Source organism: Paenibacillus gyeongsangnamensis, from assembly GCF_027533625.1.
GTDB classification, from domain to species: Bacteria; Bacillota; Bacilli; order Paenibacillales; family NBRC-103111; genus Paenibacillus_G; species Paenibacillus_G gyeongsangnamensis.
The window spans coordinates 12523-28353 of record NZ_JAQAGZ010000003.1 but is presented as its reverse complement, the minus strand read 5'-3'; the positions used below and the strand labels follow the sequence as shown (position 1 = coordinate 28353).

General features: G+C 52.1%; 16 protein-coding genes. 7 read left to right on the top strand and 9 right to left on the bottom strand.

Annotated elements, in window-relative coordinates; genetic code table 11:
* Positions 1 to 91: 91 nt before the first annotated feature.
* Positions 92 to 499, top strand: coding sequence for a hypothetical protein (locus O9H85_RS04965; RefSeq protein WP_269880186.1), 408 nt, complete (start codon positions 92 to 94; stop codon positions 497 to 499).
* A gap of 69 nt (positions 500 to 568) precedes the next feature.
* Here O9H85_RS04965 and O9H85_RS04960 read toward each other — a convergent pair whose 3' ends face one another.
* Both O9H85_RS04960 and O9H85_RS04955 read right to left on the bottom strand, forming a co-directional pair.
* Positions 569 to 1471, bottom strand: coding sequence for an SGNH/GDSL hydrolase family protein (locus tag O9H85_RS04960; protein WP_269880185.1), 903 nt, complete (start codon positions 1469 to 1471; stop codon positions 569 to 571).
* Between the two features lie 201 nt (positions 1472 to 1672).
* On the bottom strand, positions 1673 to 2437 hold the full coding sequence (locus tag O9H85_RS04955) for an NRDE family protein (protein WP_269880184.1): 765 nt from the start codon (positions 2435 to 2437) through the stop codon (positions 1673 to 1675).
* Positions 2438 to 2623: 186 nt separating this feature from the next.
* Between O9H85_RS04955 and O9H85_RS04950 the strand changes: the two genes are divergently transcribed.
* Complete coding sequence (locus O9H85_RS04950; RefSeq protein WP_269880183.1) at positions 2624 to 2794, top strand: hypothetical protein; 171 nt, start codon at positions 2624 to 2626, stop codon at positions 2792 to 2794.
* A gap of 136 nt (positions 2795 to 2930) precedes the next feature.
* Positions 2931 to 3218, top strand: coding sequence for a hypothetical protein (locus O9H85_RS04945; protein WP_269880182.1), 288 nt, complete (start codon positions 2931 to 2933; stop codon positions 3216 to 3218).
* Between the two features lie 66 nt (positions 3219 to 3284).
* Here O9H85_RS04945 and O9H85_RS04940 read toward each other — a convergent pair whose 3' ends face one another.
* Positions 3285 to 5261 carry an amidase family protein gene (locus O9H85_RS04940; RefSeq protein ID WP_269880181.1) on the bottom strand — a complete coding sequence of 659 codons (1977 nt, stop codon included), beginning with the start codon at positions 5259 to 5261 and terminating at the stop codon, positions 3285 to 3287.
* Between the two features lie 465 nt (positions 5262 to 5726).
* On the opposite strand from O9H85_RS04940, the gene O9H85_RS04935 reads away from it, so the two are divergent.
* The 3 genes from O9H85_RS04935 to O9H85_RS04925 all read left to right on the top strand — a co-directional run bounded on the left by O9H85_RS04935 (position 5727) and on the right by O9H85_RS04925 (position 9057).
* Positions 5727 to 7022 (top strand): MFS transporter, encoded by a 1296-nt coding sequence (locus O9H85_RS04935; protein WP_269880180.1) that lies wholly within the window; start codon positions 5727 to 5729, stop codon positions 7020 to 7022.
* A gap of 79 nt (positions 7023 to 7101) precedes the next feature.
* Positions 7102 to 8307: an MFS transporter gene (locus O9H85_RS04930; protein WP_269880179.1), complete on the top strand. Its 1206-nt coding sequence runs from the start codon at positions 7102 to 7104 to the stop codon at positions 8305 to 8307.
* A 153-nt stretch (positions 8308 to 8460) separates the two neighbouring features.
* The gene (locus O9H85_RS04925; RefSeq protein ID WP_269880178.1) at positions 8461 to 9057 is read left to right on the top strand and encodes a hypothetical protein; all 597 of its coding nucleotides are present in this window, start codon (positions 8461 to 8463) and stop codon (positions 9055 to 9057) included.
* Positions 9058 to 9136: 79 nt separating this feature from the next.
* Here the strand turns inward: O9H85_RS04925 and O9H85_RS04920 are convergent, their stop codons facing one another.
* The 4 genes from O9H85_RS04920 to O9H85_RS04905 form a co-directional block, all read right to left on the bottom strand.
* Entirely contained in the window at positions 9137 to 10552 is a 1416-nt protein-coding gene (locus O9H85_RS04920; protein ID WP_269880177.1) for a family 43 glycosylhydrolase, read from the bottom strand.
* A gap of 51 nt (positions 10553 to 10603) precedes the next feature.
* Entirely contained in the window at positions 10604 to 11524 is a 921-nt protein-coding gene (locus tag O9H85_RS04915) for an ABC transporter substrate-binding protein (protein ID WP_269880176.1), read from the bottom strand.
* A gap of 77 nt (positions 11525 to 11601) precedes the next feature.
* Positions 11602 to 11925: a hypothetical protein gene (locus O9H85_RS04910; protein WP_269880175.1), complete on the bottom strand. Its 324-nt coding sequence runs from the start codon at positions 11923 to 11925 to the stop codon at positions 11602 to 11604.
* A 127-nt stretch (positions 11926 to 12052) separates the two neighbouring features.
* Complete coding sequence (locus tag O9H85_RS04905; protein WP_269880174.1) at positions 12053 to 12892, bottom strand: AraC family transcriptional regulator; 840 nt, start codon at positions 12890 to 12892, stop codon at positions 12053 to 12055.
* 137 nt (positions 12893 to 13029) lie between these two features.
* Here O9H85_RS04905 and O9H85_RS04900 point away from each other — a divergent pair, with 137 nt between their 5' ends.
* Positions 13030 to 13194, top strand: a complete 165-nt coding sequence (locus O9H85_RS04900; RefSeq protein ID WP_269880173.1) for a hypothetical protein — start codon at positions 13030 to 13032, stop codon at positions 13192 to 13194.
* A gap of 59 nt (positions 13195 to 13253) precedes the next feature.
* On the opposite strand, the gene O9H85_RS04895 is transcribed toward O9H85_RS04900, so the two are convergent.
* On the bottom strand, positions 13254 to 14009 hold the full coding sequence (locus tag O9H85_RS04895; RefSeq protein ID WP_269880172.1) for a divergent polysaccharide deacetylase family protein: 756 nt from the start codon (positions 14007 to 14009) through the stop codon (positions 13254 to 13256).
* Positions 14010 to 14122: 113 nt separating this feature from the next.
* Positions 14123 to 15736, bottom strand: coding sequence for an S-layer homology domain-containing protein (locus tag O9H85_RS04890; RefSeq protein WP_269880171.1), 1614 nt, complete (start codon positions 15734 to 15736; stop codon positions 14123 to 14125).
* Between the last annotated feature and the right edge of the window lie 95 nt (positions 15737 to 15831).

The following is a 15831-nucleotide window of genomic DNA, read 5'->3' as shown; positions in this document are numbered from 1 at the left end:
AAGGCGAACCGGCACGGCTAATGCTAAACTTTACTTAACTAAACTATGCGCAGAATTTATAATTCATTTTGACGGAAAAGAGGATGCTCCCATGAACCCAAAACAAGCTTTCGTAGCCGGTAGCGTGGCGCTTACGATCACCTTCGTCGGAGGAGGCTGGATCAGTAAAGATAGTCATGCCGCTCTCTACAACCGGCTGGAGAAATCCGAGCCCACCAATGTCCGGATGGCCGCGAAGGATGATTTCTTACAAGCGCTCGGGGCCGCTTCCGAAGAAGAGGTGTACCACTCCCTGCTGCAGGGCCAATCGCTGGCTGATATCGCCGGGACTCACCAGAAGGATATCGAGCAGCTGATTCATCTACAAACTGCGGAATTGACGGCACAATTGGACGCCCGGCTCGCGAACGGAAGCTTGCCAGCAGAGGTCTATGAAGCTCAGAAGGCAGAATTGACGGAAATGATAAGGAAGAGCGTATATGGAGTAACGAATGCATAGCGGGGCGGGCGAGGAGCTTGCGGAAGCCGCGTCATACATCAAAAAGATAAATCCTTCCGAAGCTTGTGTTCACTCCAACTGCTGTCCGCTTAACCTCCGGATTTCATTGGCCATTCGATGCCAGTGTTCCCTTCCCTCCTGCGAGGTTTCCTTGGCATAGTTCTCCTTGCATAGCTCTAAGATGGGGGCGGCCTCCCCCTGGCTCAACCCCGCATCCCTTGACTTGCCCGAGATGCGGCTGACAAGAGCATTCGCGATCGCCCGGTAGCCTTCCTCATTCGGATGCAATATATCCTGCATCAGCGGGTGCTTGGGCAACGCCGTGCGGCCGAAGACCAGACTCGGGATATCGATGATATCGAGACGGTCGCTGTAGCCTTTGAAGCTCTCGTATACTTCCCATAATTGATCGGAACACAGCTGCGCATTCTCGATGGGGGAGAGATAAGGATATTCGGAGGAATTCGCGCTAAGAAACGTATTCGGAATGCGCAGAAGGATGAACCCGTTCGTCTCCTGGAGCAGTCGGTCCACGGCCTTCTTCAGGTCTGCTTTTATTTGCTGCATGGTGCTTCCGGCCGCGTCCGCGCTCCCGCGGATATCGTTAATGCCGTAGGAAAGGACGTATAGGTCCGCTTTATCCCGGATGACCCGATCCAGCGTATTTCCGTTGGCGGCGATGTTGTTTACGAAGCGATTCAACGTGTTCCCGCTGTCTCCGCGGTTACGGATGGTTGCTCCCTCTAGCGGCCCCCCCGGGACGGCATATTGCTGGGCGATGCGGTCATACATGCCCTTAGCGGCTTCCGTCGTGCTGTCGCCGACAAAATCAATGACTTTGCCGGCCTTAGGGCTTTCATAGAATAAAGCGATACGGCCGCCATCCATCGAAGCCATGGATTGTGCAGGCATCAGGGATGGGCTAATCACGGCAACCAGACACAGCTTGACTAATTTGCGATACATAGACATTTTATGAGTTCCTCTCTATGATGAATATCCCCATATAAATCATTACCCATTAGCCGGGGATTTAAAAGTGTCCTTCCCATACTTACCAGGTAATAACATGGAGCGCAGCGGCTCGCACGCCAAAAAACGCCGTTAGGCTTCGCCTCCCAGCGTTTTATGTTTAACTCCTAATCGTCCGGTCAGCCCGCGTCATCCTCCACACTACCGATTTTGGAGGGCAATGTCGAACTTCCGTTCGTTTATTCCTTCCTTCGTGTAAACCAGCTCCCGTATCATCATATTCTCTTCCGTTACCAGTACCACGGCAGAGCTCCTTGTTCCATACGCTTCGCTCCGGATGAACATCGGAGAAAGCCTGCGCTCCCATTCCAGGGAAACGCCGGTGCTTGGCAGCAGGTGATCGGGAGCCGGATCCGCCGTCTGAAGGAAGCTGAACAGTCGGTCCGTGAGTCCCTCGCGTTCTTCGCCCAGGATTCTCGCCAGCCCCTCGCGGCCCTGCCTCACCTTCGGCCAATCGGTATTCAGCAAATGATTGCTGATCCCATAGATCCCCGGTTCCAATCTCCGGACCCTATCCTCGATATTCGAGTAATAATAAAGCTCCTTCGAATCTCCAGCCAGCAAATTATATCCCGGATAGAAATGACGTTTCGAGGCTGCAGCCTGCATATACTGTTCGGGGGATGTCTGATCCGTTAAATAATCCGCGACCAGCTCTCCCCGTGAGCGCTTGCCTTCCGTGTTCTCCTTCGGATTCCGATAGTTCGTCAATGCCGCGAAACGGCCCGTTCTCGACACCCCCAGCCAAGTACCCATCTTGAGCAAATCCCGCCCGGCCAGCACCCCGGGATGGTCCTCCCAATAATGAAGCGGCGCCGTCGGCCGGTCGTAAAATTCATCGCGATTGGCGGCAACGACAAGCTTATAAGCGGGATGAGCGCGATAAGCAAACAAAATTAAACACATTACAAATCCCCGCTTTCTAATATTATAGTGGAGCGGCTCTCGATCATTAGACTCCATGGGCCTCAAAAGGTTTCGTCTGCCGGAACGAGCTAATTCCCTTGCTTTCCTTCCGTCCGTCATAGTATAATCAGAACTCATGTTCCTCTCCCTATCCAGCTGGAACGCAAACAACAAGAAGGTGATCTGATGGAACCGCAGCAATTTTACGAAGAGCTGGCAGCCCGCCAAGGGGAAGACCGGGCCCGATTGGTCATGAAACGGATCCGTTTGATTGAAGAACAGAAAAAGCATAAGAAATGGTGGCAGAAGCTGGCTCGATCGCGGAAACCGAAGGTTACCCCAAGTCCGTGGATATAACTCATGCTCATGCAGGAATCGCGCGACCAAGGACTGCCGTGCGGCAGAACAAATGACAGCTTCTTGGGGGCGGCCGATTCAGCTTTAATGCGTACTATCTGTGATATTTTGAATATGTCCCGCGAGGAGGGATGCTATGAAAGTATTTCTTACGATAAGCCAACTGATTTATGCGCTTTGCCTTGTGCCATGGCTTTTCGTATGGGGGATGTCCGTAATGGTATTCGATGCCGGCATTCACTTCTGGAATTCCTATTATTTTACTATCATCAGCCTGTTTCCCGTCGCTGCTCTCGGCTGCTCCATTCTAGCCTGGATCTTGCGCGTCCGGCGAAAACGCGCCGCCGTTCTCATCAATTTGATTCCGATGCTCTGGATCGTCGGTTTCGGAGTGATCCTTCTAGCCTTTCTGCAGCTGCGATAACAAAAAACAAGCCCCAGCCATCGCGCTTAAGCGTGAAAGCCGGGGCTTGCTTTTGTCTTACAGTGACTACGGTGTTGAAACCGGTGCCTTGCGATGATGCGTTCCTTGTTCATATGAATAGCCGAGCTTAATCAACGTCGGTTCGTCATACGCCCGGGCCAGGAACTCGATGCCGACCGGCAGACCCTCCGGGGTGAAACCGGCGGGTACCGTAATCGCCGGGAAGCCGGTAAAGGCGCTGAGGCGGTTATTATTGCCTGAGGTCTGCCCTTTGCCGATCAAAGCCGCGGGCTGGGAGGTCGACGGGTAAACCAAGGCATCCAAGCGCTGATCGGCCATCAGCTTCAAGAGCGACTGCTGGGTTGTACGCGTCCGGAAGAGCACGATGTCCTTGTATTCGGCAGTGTCCAGCGACGTCCGCACGTTGCGATCGATCATCGATTGCTTCTGGCTCTGATCGAACTGTCCGGAATCTATGATTTCGCCGAGCGAATGCATCGGGGCATTCGGCCCCAGCTTCGCCAAGTATTCATTCAGCTGGAACTTGAATTCCCATGAACTTAAGCTCGGGTATTTTACGATTTTGTCATAATCGGGCAGGGTGACCGGAAGCACTTCGGCTCCAAGCTTTCTCATCTCGTCCAAGGCTTGATACGTCACCTGGTTTACGGAGGCGGCCTCCGGCTTATCTTCGAGCAGCTGCGTGACGAACCCGATCCTTGCGCCCTTCAAGCCGTCCTCTTGCAGGTACTGCGTATAGCTGACGGGGATGTGCCCCACGCTTCCGGCCGTGACCACATCGTCCGGATCGTATCCTGCCGTAGCATCGAGCAGAATTGCCGCATCCGTTACAGTCTTCGCAATCGGCCCCCCGACGTCCTGAGTCAGCGCCAACGGGATAATGCCGCTCCGGCTGGACAATCCGATGGTCGGGCGGATCCCCACGAGACTATTGAAGGAGGAAGGAATCCGGATGGAGCCGCCGGTATCCGTTCCCATCCCGGCAGCAGCGAAATTCGATGCGATCGAGGCTCCGGTCCCTCCGCTCGAACCGCCCGGCGTCCGGTCCAGCGCATACGGGTTCAAGGTCTGTCCGCCAAGGGAGCTTTGCGTCGTGATGCCGAAGGCGAATTCATGCAGGTTCGCTTTGGCCAAAATGATGGCTCCCGCATCCTTCAGCTTTTTGATTTGAAACGCGTCCTCCGGAGGAACCGAGGTTTTCAGGCACAAGCAGCCTGCGCTCGTAACCATGTCCGCCGTATCAAAATTGTCTTTCACGATAATCGGGATGCCGTGAAGCGGTCCCCGAGGCCCTTTCTCCTTCCGCTCTTGATCCAGCTGAGCAGCGATTTCGAGCGCCTTCGGATTCACGGTAATGAGGGAATTGATGCTCGGCCCTTGATGATCGTACTTGGCGATGCGGTCCAAATATTGGCGCACAAGCTGCTCGGACGTGATCTTGCCGCTGGTCATCGCTTCCTGAAGGTCCGGAATGCCGGCTTCGAGCAGCTCAAAGGGCTTGACGTAATCATATAAACGAAGTGCAACTGCGGCAGCCTGGCCTCGGGTCATCGTATCTCCGAAACCGAACCGGCCGGAGCCGTATCCGCCCATGATGCCCGCTTCGGAAATTTTGCCGATCGCACCCGCATACGGGCTGTCATCCGGAACATCCGCAAAATCTTCGCCGGCGCTGCCGGTCTGAAGCGCAGCGCCGAGCATGGCGGCCGCTTCCTCCCTCTTGATCGGCGTATTGTCGCCGGACGGAGCGGGCGGCGTGATTCCCGTCCGCTGCGCGACATGTGCGACCAAGGCGGCAAATTCGGACCTCGAGATCGCCTTGTTCGGCTGGAAGGAACCGTCCGGGTAGCCTTCTACGAGCTGCAGGCTGTAAGAGCGGCCGATTTCGTCCGATAACGCGCCGGAAACATCCTTGAACGGTGCATTTATACCGGACTGGGCAAAGAGCGTACCGGGCATAGCAAGAAGCAGGCCCACACAAACCAAAGTTGAGAGAAATTTCTTCACGTTTCGTTTACTCATCGTATTCCTCCATCGCCTCTTCAATTATGTAATATAAATTAACATTATAGTAACCTTAATTTAATTTATGTAAGGTTATATTACAAATTGGAAAAACGCGAAGAAAGCGATAAATAAGCTATCTTACTTAAAATTACATCCATTTACTTTTGAAATCGAATATTCTCATAAATGGTTATGCGCGATGATTTTATGTCATGTTTTATAACATATAAATAAGCAATCTTATCGGAAAGTCATATCCAACCAAGAATAAAAGACTCCCGCTCTTTCCAAGCAAGGATATAAAATAGCAAGATAGTGCATGGTTCGAGGCATGTAAATCCATGGTTTCTTCCATTTATTCGGAGTAAGCTAAGAAGGAATGAATTGCTTGGTTATCTCCATGAGGCGCTTATGCTACTGCAATCTATGGAAATCCATACGGAAATCCATACAATTTACTAGTAAAGAAGGTCGCTTCAGGTGGACGGATGGAAACGGAATCTTGTGATTTTATGGTTCGGCAGTTTCTTCAGCTCGGTCGGCATCGGCATGATCATCCCCTTCCTGCCGCTGTATGTCCAGGAGCTGGGCATTCATGACGTGAAACAGGCCGCGCTCTGGGCCGCGATGATCTTCGGTATCAATCATTTGATGATTGCGCTTGTGTCTCCCTTTTGGGGCAAATTCTCGGATATGTACGGCCAAAAGCCGACGATGATCCGTTCCGGCTTTGGCCTAGCCGTGATCATCGCGGCCATGGGTCTCGTTCATACCCCGCTGCAGCTGCTCCTGCTCCGCGCCGTCTTCGGCACGATGGGCGGCTTTGCGACCTGCGCCGTCGCTTTGATGGCTATCGAGACGCCGAAGGAGCATGTGGGCAAAGCCCTCGGAACATTGCAAACCGGACAGGTGACCGGGCAGCTGCTTGGCCCGTTGCTTGGAGGCATCATGGCGGAATGGCTGGGGATGCGAAATTCGTTCTTTTTTACGGGATTTTTCATTCTGGTCGCAGCGCTGCTGGTCTTGTTCGGCGTTCATGAATCAAGAACGTATCCCCGTTTCCGGTTCCGGCGAATGAAATCGACGGACGGACCTGACCGGGCGGATGCCGGAACGGCTTCCGCTAAGAAAACGCAGCTGCACGACGTTGTCAAGCAGACGCCTGCGATCGTCACGCTGTTCGTCTCCACCTTCCTGATCTCCGCCAGCTTTCAGAGCATCAGTCCGATCATTACGCTGTACGTGAAGAGCATGCACATCGATAAGCATGTCGAGATCATGGCGGGTCTGATCTTCGCTTCAAGCGCGCTCGGTACCATGATTGCGGCTCCCGTTCTCGGAAGGCTCGGCGACCGGTACGGGCATTTGAGGGTTCTCATGTGCTCACTGTTCCTGATTTCCCTGCTGTACATCCCGCAGGCCCGGATCACGGACCCGTGGGTTCTCATGGGAGCGCGCTTCCTCTCAGGGTTGTGCGTCGGAGGTCTGATCCCTGCGATCAGCTCGCTGCTCAGGAGCCTGACGCCTTCCAATATCCAAGGCAGCGTATTTTCTTATAACGCCAGCGCCAATTCCCTGGGGAACGTCATCGGCTCGTTGTTCGGCGGGATTGTTACAAGTCACTTGGGCATACCGGTCATCTTTTTTATCATTTCGGGCGTGTTTTTCCTTCATTTTGTTATGCTGGTCTTTCAGGCCAAAAGGATCCGCCAAGGGCGCACCAGCATGGATACATCCGTTCCGAACCCGAGAACACCGGGGCTCGGTACGAAATAAAAGGAACGGCAGCCGGCCTCTTGTTCCCATTTTTTTGCATCCAATACGATATCAGAGTTAGAACAGAAGGAGCGGCACCATGGAAAAACACATGACAATGGCAGCGGTCAACCGTTCGCAAACCGAAAGACTATCTAAAGCGCTTGTTCTATTAATGGCGATCTCGTGCGGCTTGACCGTCGCCAATTTGTACTATAACCAGCCTTTGCTGGCTGAAATCGGCAAAACCTTCGACGTAGACGCCCGGCACGCGGGCTTGATCTCGATGCTGACGCAAAGCGGATACGCCGCAGGCATGTTTCTATTCATCCCGCTCGGCGACATCAAGGAGCGACGAACGCTTATCAGCCTTCTTCTACTTGCGGTCGGCGTAGCCTTGATCGGCGTGGCGACGGCACAAAGCTTACCGTGGATTTATGCGGCAAGCTTTGCCGTCGGTCTCACCACCGTGGCGCCGCAAATGATCATCCCCCTTGCGGCCCAACTAGCGGGGCCCCAGGAGCGGGGCAGAGTGATCGGAAACGTGATGAGCGGTCTCCTGATCGGAATATTGCTCGCCCGCACGGTCTCCGGCTGGATCGGGGAGCTGTTCGGATGGCGCTCCATGTACGGGCTTGCCGCCCTCATGATGGTTGCGCTGGCTTTCGTATTGTGGCGGGCGCTGCCTGTCAGCCGTCCGGACGTTCAGCTGTCCTATCCCGGACTTATCCGATCGATGGGCACGCTGATTGCGGAGCAGCGTCTGCTTCGTGAAGCTGCCCTGATCGGCTTGTTCATGTTCGGCTCTTTCAGTGTGTTCTGGACGACGCTTACTTTTTACCTGGAAGGACCGAATTACGGGTACGGCAGCGGCGTAGCGGGTCTTTTCGGGCTGGTCGGGTTGGCGGGAGCGGCCGCCGCGTCGATCATTGGCCGGCTGGCCGACCGGGTCAATCCCGGGACGATGGTAGGGGTTATGATTGGAGCGGCCCTCTTGTCTTACCTTTCTCTGGGACTGATGGGTTCAAGATTGGCGGGACTCATCGTCGGAGTCATTCTGCTGGATCTTGGCGTTCAAGGAGGTCAAGTATCCAACCAAACACGGATTTACAGTCTCATACCGGAAGCCAGAAGCCGGCTCAACACCGTCTTTATGGTGAGCACCTTCATCGGCGGGGCGATAGGCTCATCCATCGGCAGCTTGGCCTGGGGCCAGTGGGGCTGGACCGGCGTCTGCTGGACCGGAGGAGGCATGGCGCTGATCGCCTTCTTCATCTGGTCGGGGCACAGGCTGCCAAGAAGATGATCGGTACGTATCATCTGCCGGAATAAAGGTTCATCTCACGGTATGGGTGCTTGACCTGAATGGCTCCATGAGGCTATCGGTCAAGCACCCGTCATATCTTTACAGGAACCGGAATACGGTATTATATAGAACGAAGAAAGGGGGCTTAAAGGAATGCTTGCCTTCAAACCATGGACCAGCCTTATCGGCCGAGGGAAGCAGGACTCCTCCCTTACCGTTCACGTTACCGCTCCCTCCGATTACTTTAAACGCGCGGACGCTTTTATCGAGGATGTCAAATATTTGACAAAGCAGGAGCTGCGGGGATTGAATAAGGCCTTTCTTGCGAAGCTCTTGTTTGATAATTTTTTGGACAAGATCCGGGAAGGCATCGATCTGTATGACTATCTGTTGTCCTTGCGCGAGGCCCACGGGAGCCTGCTGGAGATGAGCCGCGAGACCGCGGCAAGCAAGAAGGCATCCGGCAAAGCCGACAACTCCCGCTTCCAGTGGAATCTGTCTTCTACAAGCTGTAAAGCGGAGTCGGACGGGTATTGGATGCTCCCGATAAAGCTGCATTCCCACGAGGCAGCCCGTGTGGACGTGTTCTTCGATGATTTGCTTTGGAAGGGCCTGCCGCTGCATATGGAGCTGGAGGAGCTTCTTTCTTTGCTGTTCATTGAATTTATCCACGCGGTGCGGACCGGCTTTAGCGATGAAACGAAACAAGAAATTATCGATTTCATCTTGAGCAAATGGGAGGAGCACTAGGGCCGTCCGGTTCGCCTTTGTGCCTGCAGTTGGTATCGAATGGATGCTTGCCCCTAAACAAGCCAAAAAACCACACCAGTCAGCTTGGTGTGGTTTCTTTAGAATAAACGCCATAATGCTCGGCTAACAAAAATGTCTGATCTTTGCTTGCTTTAGGATCAGCTTGCCGAGGGGCCGTATGCAGCACCCCATCGAACTGCTCGTTTAAGGCGAGCACTTGCCCTGTAGCTGAATTTTGAATGGAGCATCGCCCCGACGATTCATCCGTTAAGATGCTCCAAAGCTGCGTCGGGCGGTCCGACGCATCCATGAGCATGACCTCAGAAATATCTTTACTTTGATCGTGAAGGCGAGACTCCAAGCAGAAGCCGGTGGCCTTATTTTTAATCCTGACAAATCCGCCGTCAGCAGCCTCCTGCATCCACAGTTGGGAGTCCGAAGCATAAGATAGCTTCTGAGCCGCTACACTCGACTGCGCTTCCCCTTGAGGCGCCAAATACCGGTTCGTGCCGTTCCGGATTCGCCATAGCCCGCTCATTTCCCGTCGTCCGGCGGCAATCAACCCGGTTTCCGGTTTCCATTCAACTGCGTCCGCCCAACGCATCGTTACTTTCTTGTCTTCCGGAAACTCCAATGGAAGAATAACGTAAGAGGAGCTATGATAATCGGAAGGATCCCACCGGTCTCCAACATAATAGTAGCTCGTCGTATGGCTTCCCTTGATCAGCAAAATATACGTCGGCTGCGTATCGAATGTCGTGGGTCCCCCAAAATCGAACAGCTCCGACCACTCTCCCGTAATGCTGTCGGCGTAGGCATACTTCCCCTGGTTCGGCTCCCAACCCGTGCAGCCCGACGTAAGCAGAAAGTAAACGCCTTCGCGTTTGACAAGCGCCGGAGCTTCCCGGTATTGGCCGGGCCACAGCGACTTGACATGCTCCTCAACGGCCAAATAATCTTCGCTGAGCCGGTAAATGTGCAGGTCCGCATTCCCGCGCGCCGCCGACACGAAATATGCGGTTCCGTCCTCGTCGACGAAGAGCGTGCAATCCCTCGACATCTCCCCTGCCGGATTGAAGCTCCCATGATATACATAATCTCCGTCTACCGTATCACAGGAGGCTACCGCGCAGCGGGCGGCCGAATAATCCTTCCCGTTCTCCCAATGCATCCACATGACGAATTTGCCGGTATTCGGATTGTAAATGACCTTCGGCCGCTCAATGTTAACCCCTCTGCCGCTTGCCGAATCGGTTATGAGCTCGGGCGCAGCCTGCGTTCCGGTCGGTTGGAAAGGGGAATCCAAGGTAAGCACGTCTCCTCGGAATTCCCAGTCGGTCAAATGCTTCGAGCGATAACAGGATACCCGTTTCCTTCCTTGCCGGTTTTCCCCGAACCAATAGACATGTTCGCCGATCTGCAGCATTCCGCCGCCGTGCGCGTGAATCGGTTGGCCGGAACAATCCGGCCATAAACAGCCATTTTCAATATGCAAGCTTTATTCCTCCACAGACTCAATTTTTGCTGCTGCCCGGATCTCTTTTCCCTACTTCTTTCCTGCACCGGCTTCGACCTGGCGTATATGGTTTTGAATTCCTTCATTGGCCACACGCAGAGCGGTATTGACATCCTGCTCGCCTTTCATGAACTTGGTCACTTCCTGACTGAATATTTTTCCGGCATCCGGGTATTTATTCGTTGCCGTATAGGCGGGAATATACTTGCCTTTAAAAATCGCTTCCATGTGCTTCCCCTTCAGGCTGGACATATCCGCTCCCAGCTCATTTCTGATATCCTGATTTCTTAGCACCGACAGCTTGCCGGAGGCTCTCGTGAGCTTCTTCTGAATTTCGTCCGAGGTTAACGTTTCGAGCACTTTAAACGCTTCGTCTTTGTGCTTGCTTTGCTTCGTTACGAACATGACATGCTCATCGACCATTCCGGCCACATTCGGTTTGTCAGGATATGACGGGTACTCGGCGATATCCCAATTCAAGCCTTTGGCCGCATCCGATTGCAGCAGGTTGAAATTGTTTCCCGTCGCAAACATGGCAAGCGTCCGGTCTTTAATAAACTGATTGCGCTGATGAACGTTAGGAACGGCCTCATTCGATGGGATGGAATCGATTTTTTTCTGAAGCTCGAGCACGTTTTTCCATTGTTCGTTATTCACATTGGATTTTCCGTCCTGGACGGCCGGCAAAGCTAACTGCAAGGCCAGCTTTCCATACCCGTCGGTATCCAAACCGCGGTAACGAACGCCCTGCTCCTCCCGGCTCACGCGCTTGGCCAGTTCAATCGTTTGTTCCCACGTCATCCCGTCTTTGGGATATTCCACGCCGAATTTATCAAAAATATCTTTATTGTAATAAATGACATTGAAATTCGCGTCATAAGGAATTGCGACCAGTCCGCCTTTGTTATATCCTCGGATCGTATCCAAATATGTATTCTCAAACCGGTTCAAGTCAAAATTATTTTTTTAATGAGCGGTGCCATATCCTCCACCAAATCGAGATCCTGATAGTCGGGAATGAGATTCACTCATGTCGCAACGAGATCGGGAACGGTTCCCGCCGCGATCATTTCCTTTATGTTTTCCCCCTTGAGCAGCTCAATTTCGATATTCGGATACTTTTGCTTCAAAGGTTCGACAATCAACGATTTAAAATCGGCCTCGGTGATTTCCGACCATTTTTGCGCCATTAACAATTTCACGGGTTCTTTGCTCTCAGGGGCAGCAGCTGCAGGCTTGTCTTGCTCCGAATTCCCGCCTTTCGCCTGCTTGGAATCGCCTTGACTGCAGCCGGCGGCCAAGATCAGTGTCATACCCGCAGCAGCCAGCAAGGTGAATTGCCGTATTTTCATACCTTCTCTCCCTCCGGAATCCATCATATGTAAGCGTTATCTTACAATGGTACAATTTTATCACTAACGCTCCGAGGGCTACAATTTACAAAAGAAAGGAGAAATATCACTTTTGCAACCTTGTCCGTTATCCACCCGACCGGTATTTGAGCGGAGTCACTCCTACATGGGTCCGAAAAAATTTGCAAAAATAAGCCGATGATGAAAAGCGTAACGTATCCGCGATATGCTCGATAGACATCGAAGTTTCTTGCAGGAGCTTTTTGGCCTTTCCGATCTTAACTTTATTCAAATAATGCTTCGGCGACATGCCGTATACTTCCTTAAAGCTGTTCGCTACGTAGTTTCGGTGTACGTGCAGACGAGCGGATAACTCCGAGATGAGCACGCTTTCCGTCCCTCCGTGCGTTTCCAGCAAATAAGCGGTCTCCGTTGCAATCTGATATCGGGACAGCGATGCGGGGGAATCCCCTTGCACATTAGGGATGACGGTTCTCTCCAGCACAAAGGCAAGAAACTGCATCATAAGGGACTGCAGCATCATTTTTTGAGTAAATGACAGCTCCTCCTGTGTAGTAAACAAACCGATCAAGCGGATCATCCAGCTCCGGATTTCACCCTGAATTTCGGGCGGTTGCTCGGCACTGACAATGGGTTTGCGCAGCCGGTGCAGCAAGGTATGCAATTCGCGAGGCTCCACGTCGAAATGGAAGTTAAAGAAACGGCTCTCTTCGTGGGATTCCAAATAATGGAGCGATCCCGAGTTAATGAGAATGAAATCGCCTGCCTGCAATCGATTTTCAACGCCATTCACCCATTCGCTCATGGCTCCGGACTCGCAATATAAAATCTCAAAAAGAGGATGCTTATGATAAGGAAACGAGGAGCCCTTCTCTGCATTTTTATAAAGGACATTCCAAATATAAAACGACGTAAAAAAACCGGAATGAAAGAAACGCTCTTTCATGGATCCGTCCCCTTTTCATTGCGAATATGACGTGAATATATCATAAAAACGAATGATTCGGTAGAAAGATTCGGAATGAAAAACATTTAATAAGGATAACCTACACTTTGTTTCTATAAAAAAAGGAGGTGCCCGGCGTGGCTGATTCAAAAAATCAAGCATCCAAGGCGGAAGTTCAGACTACGAAATTAAATAGAATAACGGATTCGACGGTAGACGATACCGAGTTTTCCGCTGAGGAGGCGGCGGAGGTATTCAAAGCAAATCCAACCTCGGCAAGAAAAGCCGACAAACAAGAATAAAAAGGAATCCCCTTAGCGGACTCACTAAGGGGATTTATTATTTTTGACGGGAGCAACGACTACTTCTTCATCAATTCGCTAATGCGTACAAATTCGATTTCATTGGTTAACGGGGGGATCGCTTCTTTAAGCACGCCGGCCGTTTTCCTCCCGGTCCCTACGTGCCCGATCACAACGCATTGATCATGATCCTTGAGGTAATCTCTCAGCCACCCAATTTGCTTAACCACGTGGCGCTTGGTGTTTGTATCGTCCAGAAACCATTGATTTTCAATGCAGGGTACTCCCATGTTCGATGCGTTTTTTAACACAATGCTCCGGTAATTCGTATGGCTGTCCAGAAAATACAACCCTCTCTTCTTGCATTCCTCCAAAATGATCCGGATCACTCGGGGATCCGCAGTTACCTTGGAGCCCATATGATTATTGATGCCTACGGCGTAGGGCACATCATCAACCGCCGCATTCACGCGGCGGCGAATTTCATCATCGGGAAGGTCTGTCGTAATGGCGCCGGGGCCGAGCCACTTATCCTTGCGCCCCGACAACGGCTCCATGGGAAGATGGACGATCACTTCATGTCCGGCTTGATGGGCCCACTCCGCATCCCTTTTGGTTGTCGGCAAAAAGGGCATAATCGCCGTTGTGATGGGAAAGGGCAAGCTCATCATTTCCTTGGTACCCTGCATATCGTTACCGAAATCGTCGATGACGATGGCGGCCCGTTTCGCCGGAGCGGCCCATGCGGGAGCATTCACAGCCGTGATCCATAAAGCAATTAAGCAAAGCACTATACCCGTTATTCTCAACTTCATGACGTTTAATTCCTTCCGGTTCCTGAGATATCCATAGGATGATAAGAATGAGCCCAAATTATGTATGGCCCAAACGATCTCAGGAATACCGGATGAAAAATTAGAACGGATCGCTAAAAATGATAAGAATCATATTTCATTACATTGTTCAGGCTCACCCAAATATCCGGGCTTTCGCTGCCGATATACCAATAAGCGACGCCGGCAACGTGGTCCGCTAAACTGGCTTGAAGCTTCGCCGCAAGCGAGCGGCTGTCTTCCATCCATATTTGATGCTGCTGCCCGGCTTGAGTAAAACTGACGACATATTGGCTTACGCCCGGATTCCATACGGCATTCAGCCCCAAAGACGGAATGAGCCGATTTTGCTCCTCCAAGTTCAATTCGGCGCTTGCCGTAATTCCGTTGCTCACGGCCCAGTCCTGGGTATACAAGGGGAGGGCTTCAATGATCTTTTGGGCCGGCATCACCTTAATTAAATGCTCCAGAACGCTTCGAAACCAGGGTAAGGAAGAGACCGACCCGGCAGTCTCATCCCCGCTCCAATGCTCATCATAGGCCATCAGAACCGTATAATCCGCGCTGCTGCCTATCGCGGCATAATCGAACGCTTCCGTCCAGTCGGTTCCCATATCGGGCGATACGCATACGGACAATACCGCATTCACGGCATGCATCTCTTTAGCCAAATCTTGAATGAATGAAGTCAATAATGCCCGGTCCTTCGGATCGACATTCTCAAAATCGAGATTCAACCCGTCGAACTGGCGGTTTTGGACGTAGGATATCAACTGCTTAATGGCTGATGCGCCATGGTCCGGCTGGGATAATAATTGATGCGTCAGCTCTTTATCCGAATGATTTCCCACCATGGCCCAAATTTTTTTATTATGCTGCTTAGCCCAAGCAATAAGAGACGGATCCGATTCATCGGTAAATAAGCTGTCTTTCCCAAGAAAAAACCATCTTGGCGAAAGGGTATTGATACCCGAGGTAAATACCGCTTGCTCATACTCCGCAGTGGTCAGATTGTACTGCCATCCCAATTGAATCAGATTCGGGGAAGCATTCGAGCTGAGCGGCTTTGCCCATTGCTCCGCCGTGATCAGTTTATCCAGCACGACGGCCGTTTCTTGGCGGGTGATCGGATCACCCGGGCGGAACAGATTCATATCCCCCGACATCAGCCCAAGCCGATTGACCGAATCGACATAAGGCTTGGCCCATGCAGCTACCCGATCAGAATCGCTGAACGGCAGCGAGACCGCCCCCTCCTCGCTGACCGTTTGCTTCAATCCCCTGGTTAAGAGCGCAGCCGCTTCTTGTCTTGTAATGAAATTCTGGGGCTCAAACCGGTCCGGGCCCGTTCCGTCGATCAAGCCCAGCTGCAGGCCCGCTTCAACCGGTCCATAGAACCATGCATCCTTGGACACATCCTGGAAGGCCGGAATTTCCGCGTTCACCGGTTCGATATTCATCACACGGTTCAATAGGGTAACAAATTCTGAACGAGTGATCGGTTTATCGGGCTCGAACGTCCGGTAACCGGTACCCGTGATTTTATTTTTGTTGAATAAATCGATGATTTGAGCTTGGGCATAACTGTCGGAAATGTCGTCAAACGGCGTACCGGCTTCCGCGGAAACCATTCGATCGGTATTCGCAAACAGGAGGAGCGTGAAGATCAAAAGAATAGCGCCGCACTTTCGATAGATCGGCTTGTTCAAGAAGCGTTCTTTCCTTTCCTGGAACCATTCCTCATTTGTAGAACAATATACTGGATTAACATTAAATGTTACTTAAAAAATACGGAATGGGAACA

Bases quoted from the DNA above. Each gene is read 5' to 3' on its own strand.
- O9H85_RS04910 (WP_269880175.1), bottom strand. From the start codon at position 11,925: ATGAAAATACGGCAATTCACCTTGCTGGCTGCTGCGGGTATGACACTG.
- O9H85_RS04960 (WP_269880185.1), bottom strand. From the start codon at position 1,471: ATGTCTATGTATCGCAAATTAGTCAAGCTGTGTCTGGTTGCCGTGATT.
- O9H85_RS04945 (WP_269880182.1), top strand. From the start codon at position 2,931: ATGAAAGTATTTCTTACGATAAGCCAACTGATTTATGCGCTTTGCCTT.
- O9H85_RS04925 (WP_269880178.1), top strand. From the start codon at position 8,461: ATGCTTGCCTTCAAACCATGGACCAGCCTTATCGGCCGAGGGAAGCAG.
- O9H85_RS04955 (WP_269880184.1), bottom strand. From the start codon at position 2,437: ATGTGTTTAATTTTGTTTGCTTATCGCGCTCATCCCGCTTATAAGCTT.
- O9H85_RS04940 (WP_269880181.1), bottom strand. From the start codon at position 5,261: ATGAGTAAACGAAACGTGAAGAAATTTCTCTCAACTTTGGTTTGTGTG.
- O9H85_RS04905 (WP_269880174.1), bottom strand. From the start codon at position 12,892: ATGAAAGAGCGTTTCTTTCATTCCGGTTTTTTTACGTCGTTTTATATT.
- O9H85_RS04930 (WP_269880179.1), top strand. From the start codon at position 7,102: ATGGAAAAACACATGACAATGGCAGCGGTCAACCGTTCGCAAACCGAA.
- O9H85_RS04965 (WP_269880186.1), top strand. From the start codon at position 92: ATGAACCCAAAACAAGCTTTCGTAGCCGGTAGCGTGGCGCTTACGATC.
- O9H85_RS04950 (WP_269880183.1), top strand. From the start codon at position 2,624: ATGGAACCGCAGCAATTTTACGAAGAGCTGGCAGCCCGCCAAGGGGAA.
- O9H85_RS04895 (WP_269880172.1), bottom strand. From the start codon at position 14,009: ATGAAGTTGAGAATAACGGGTATAGTGCTTTGCTTAATTGCTTTATGG.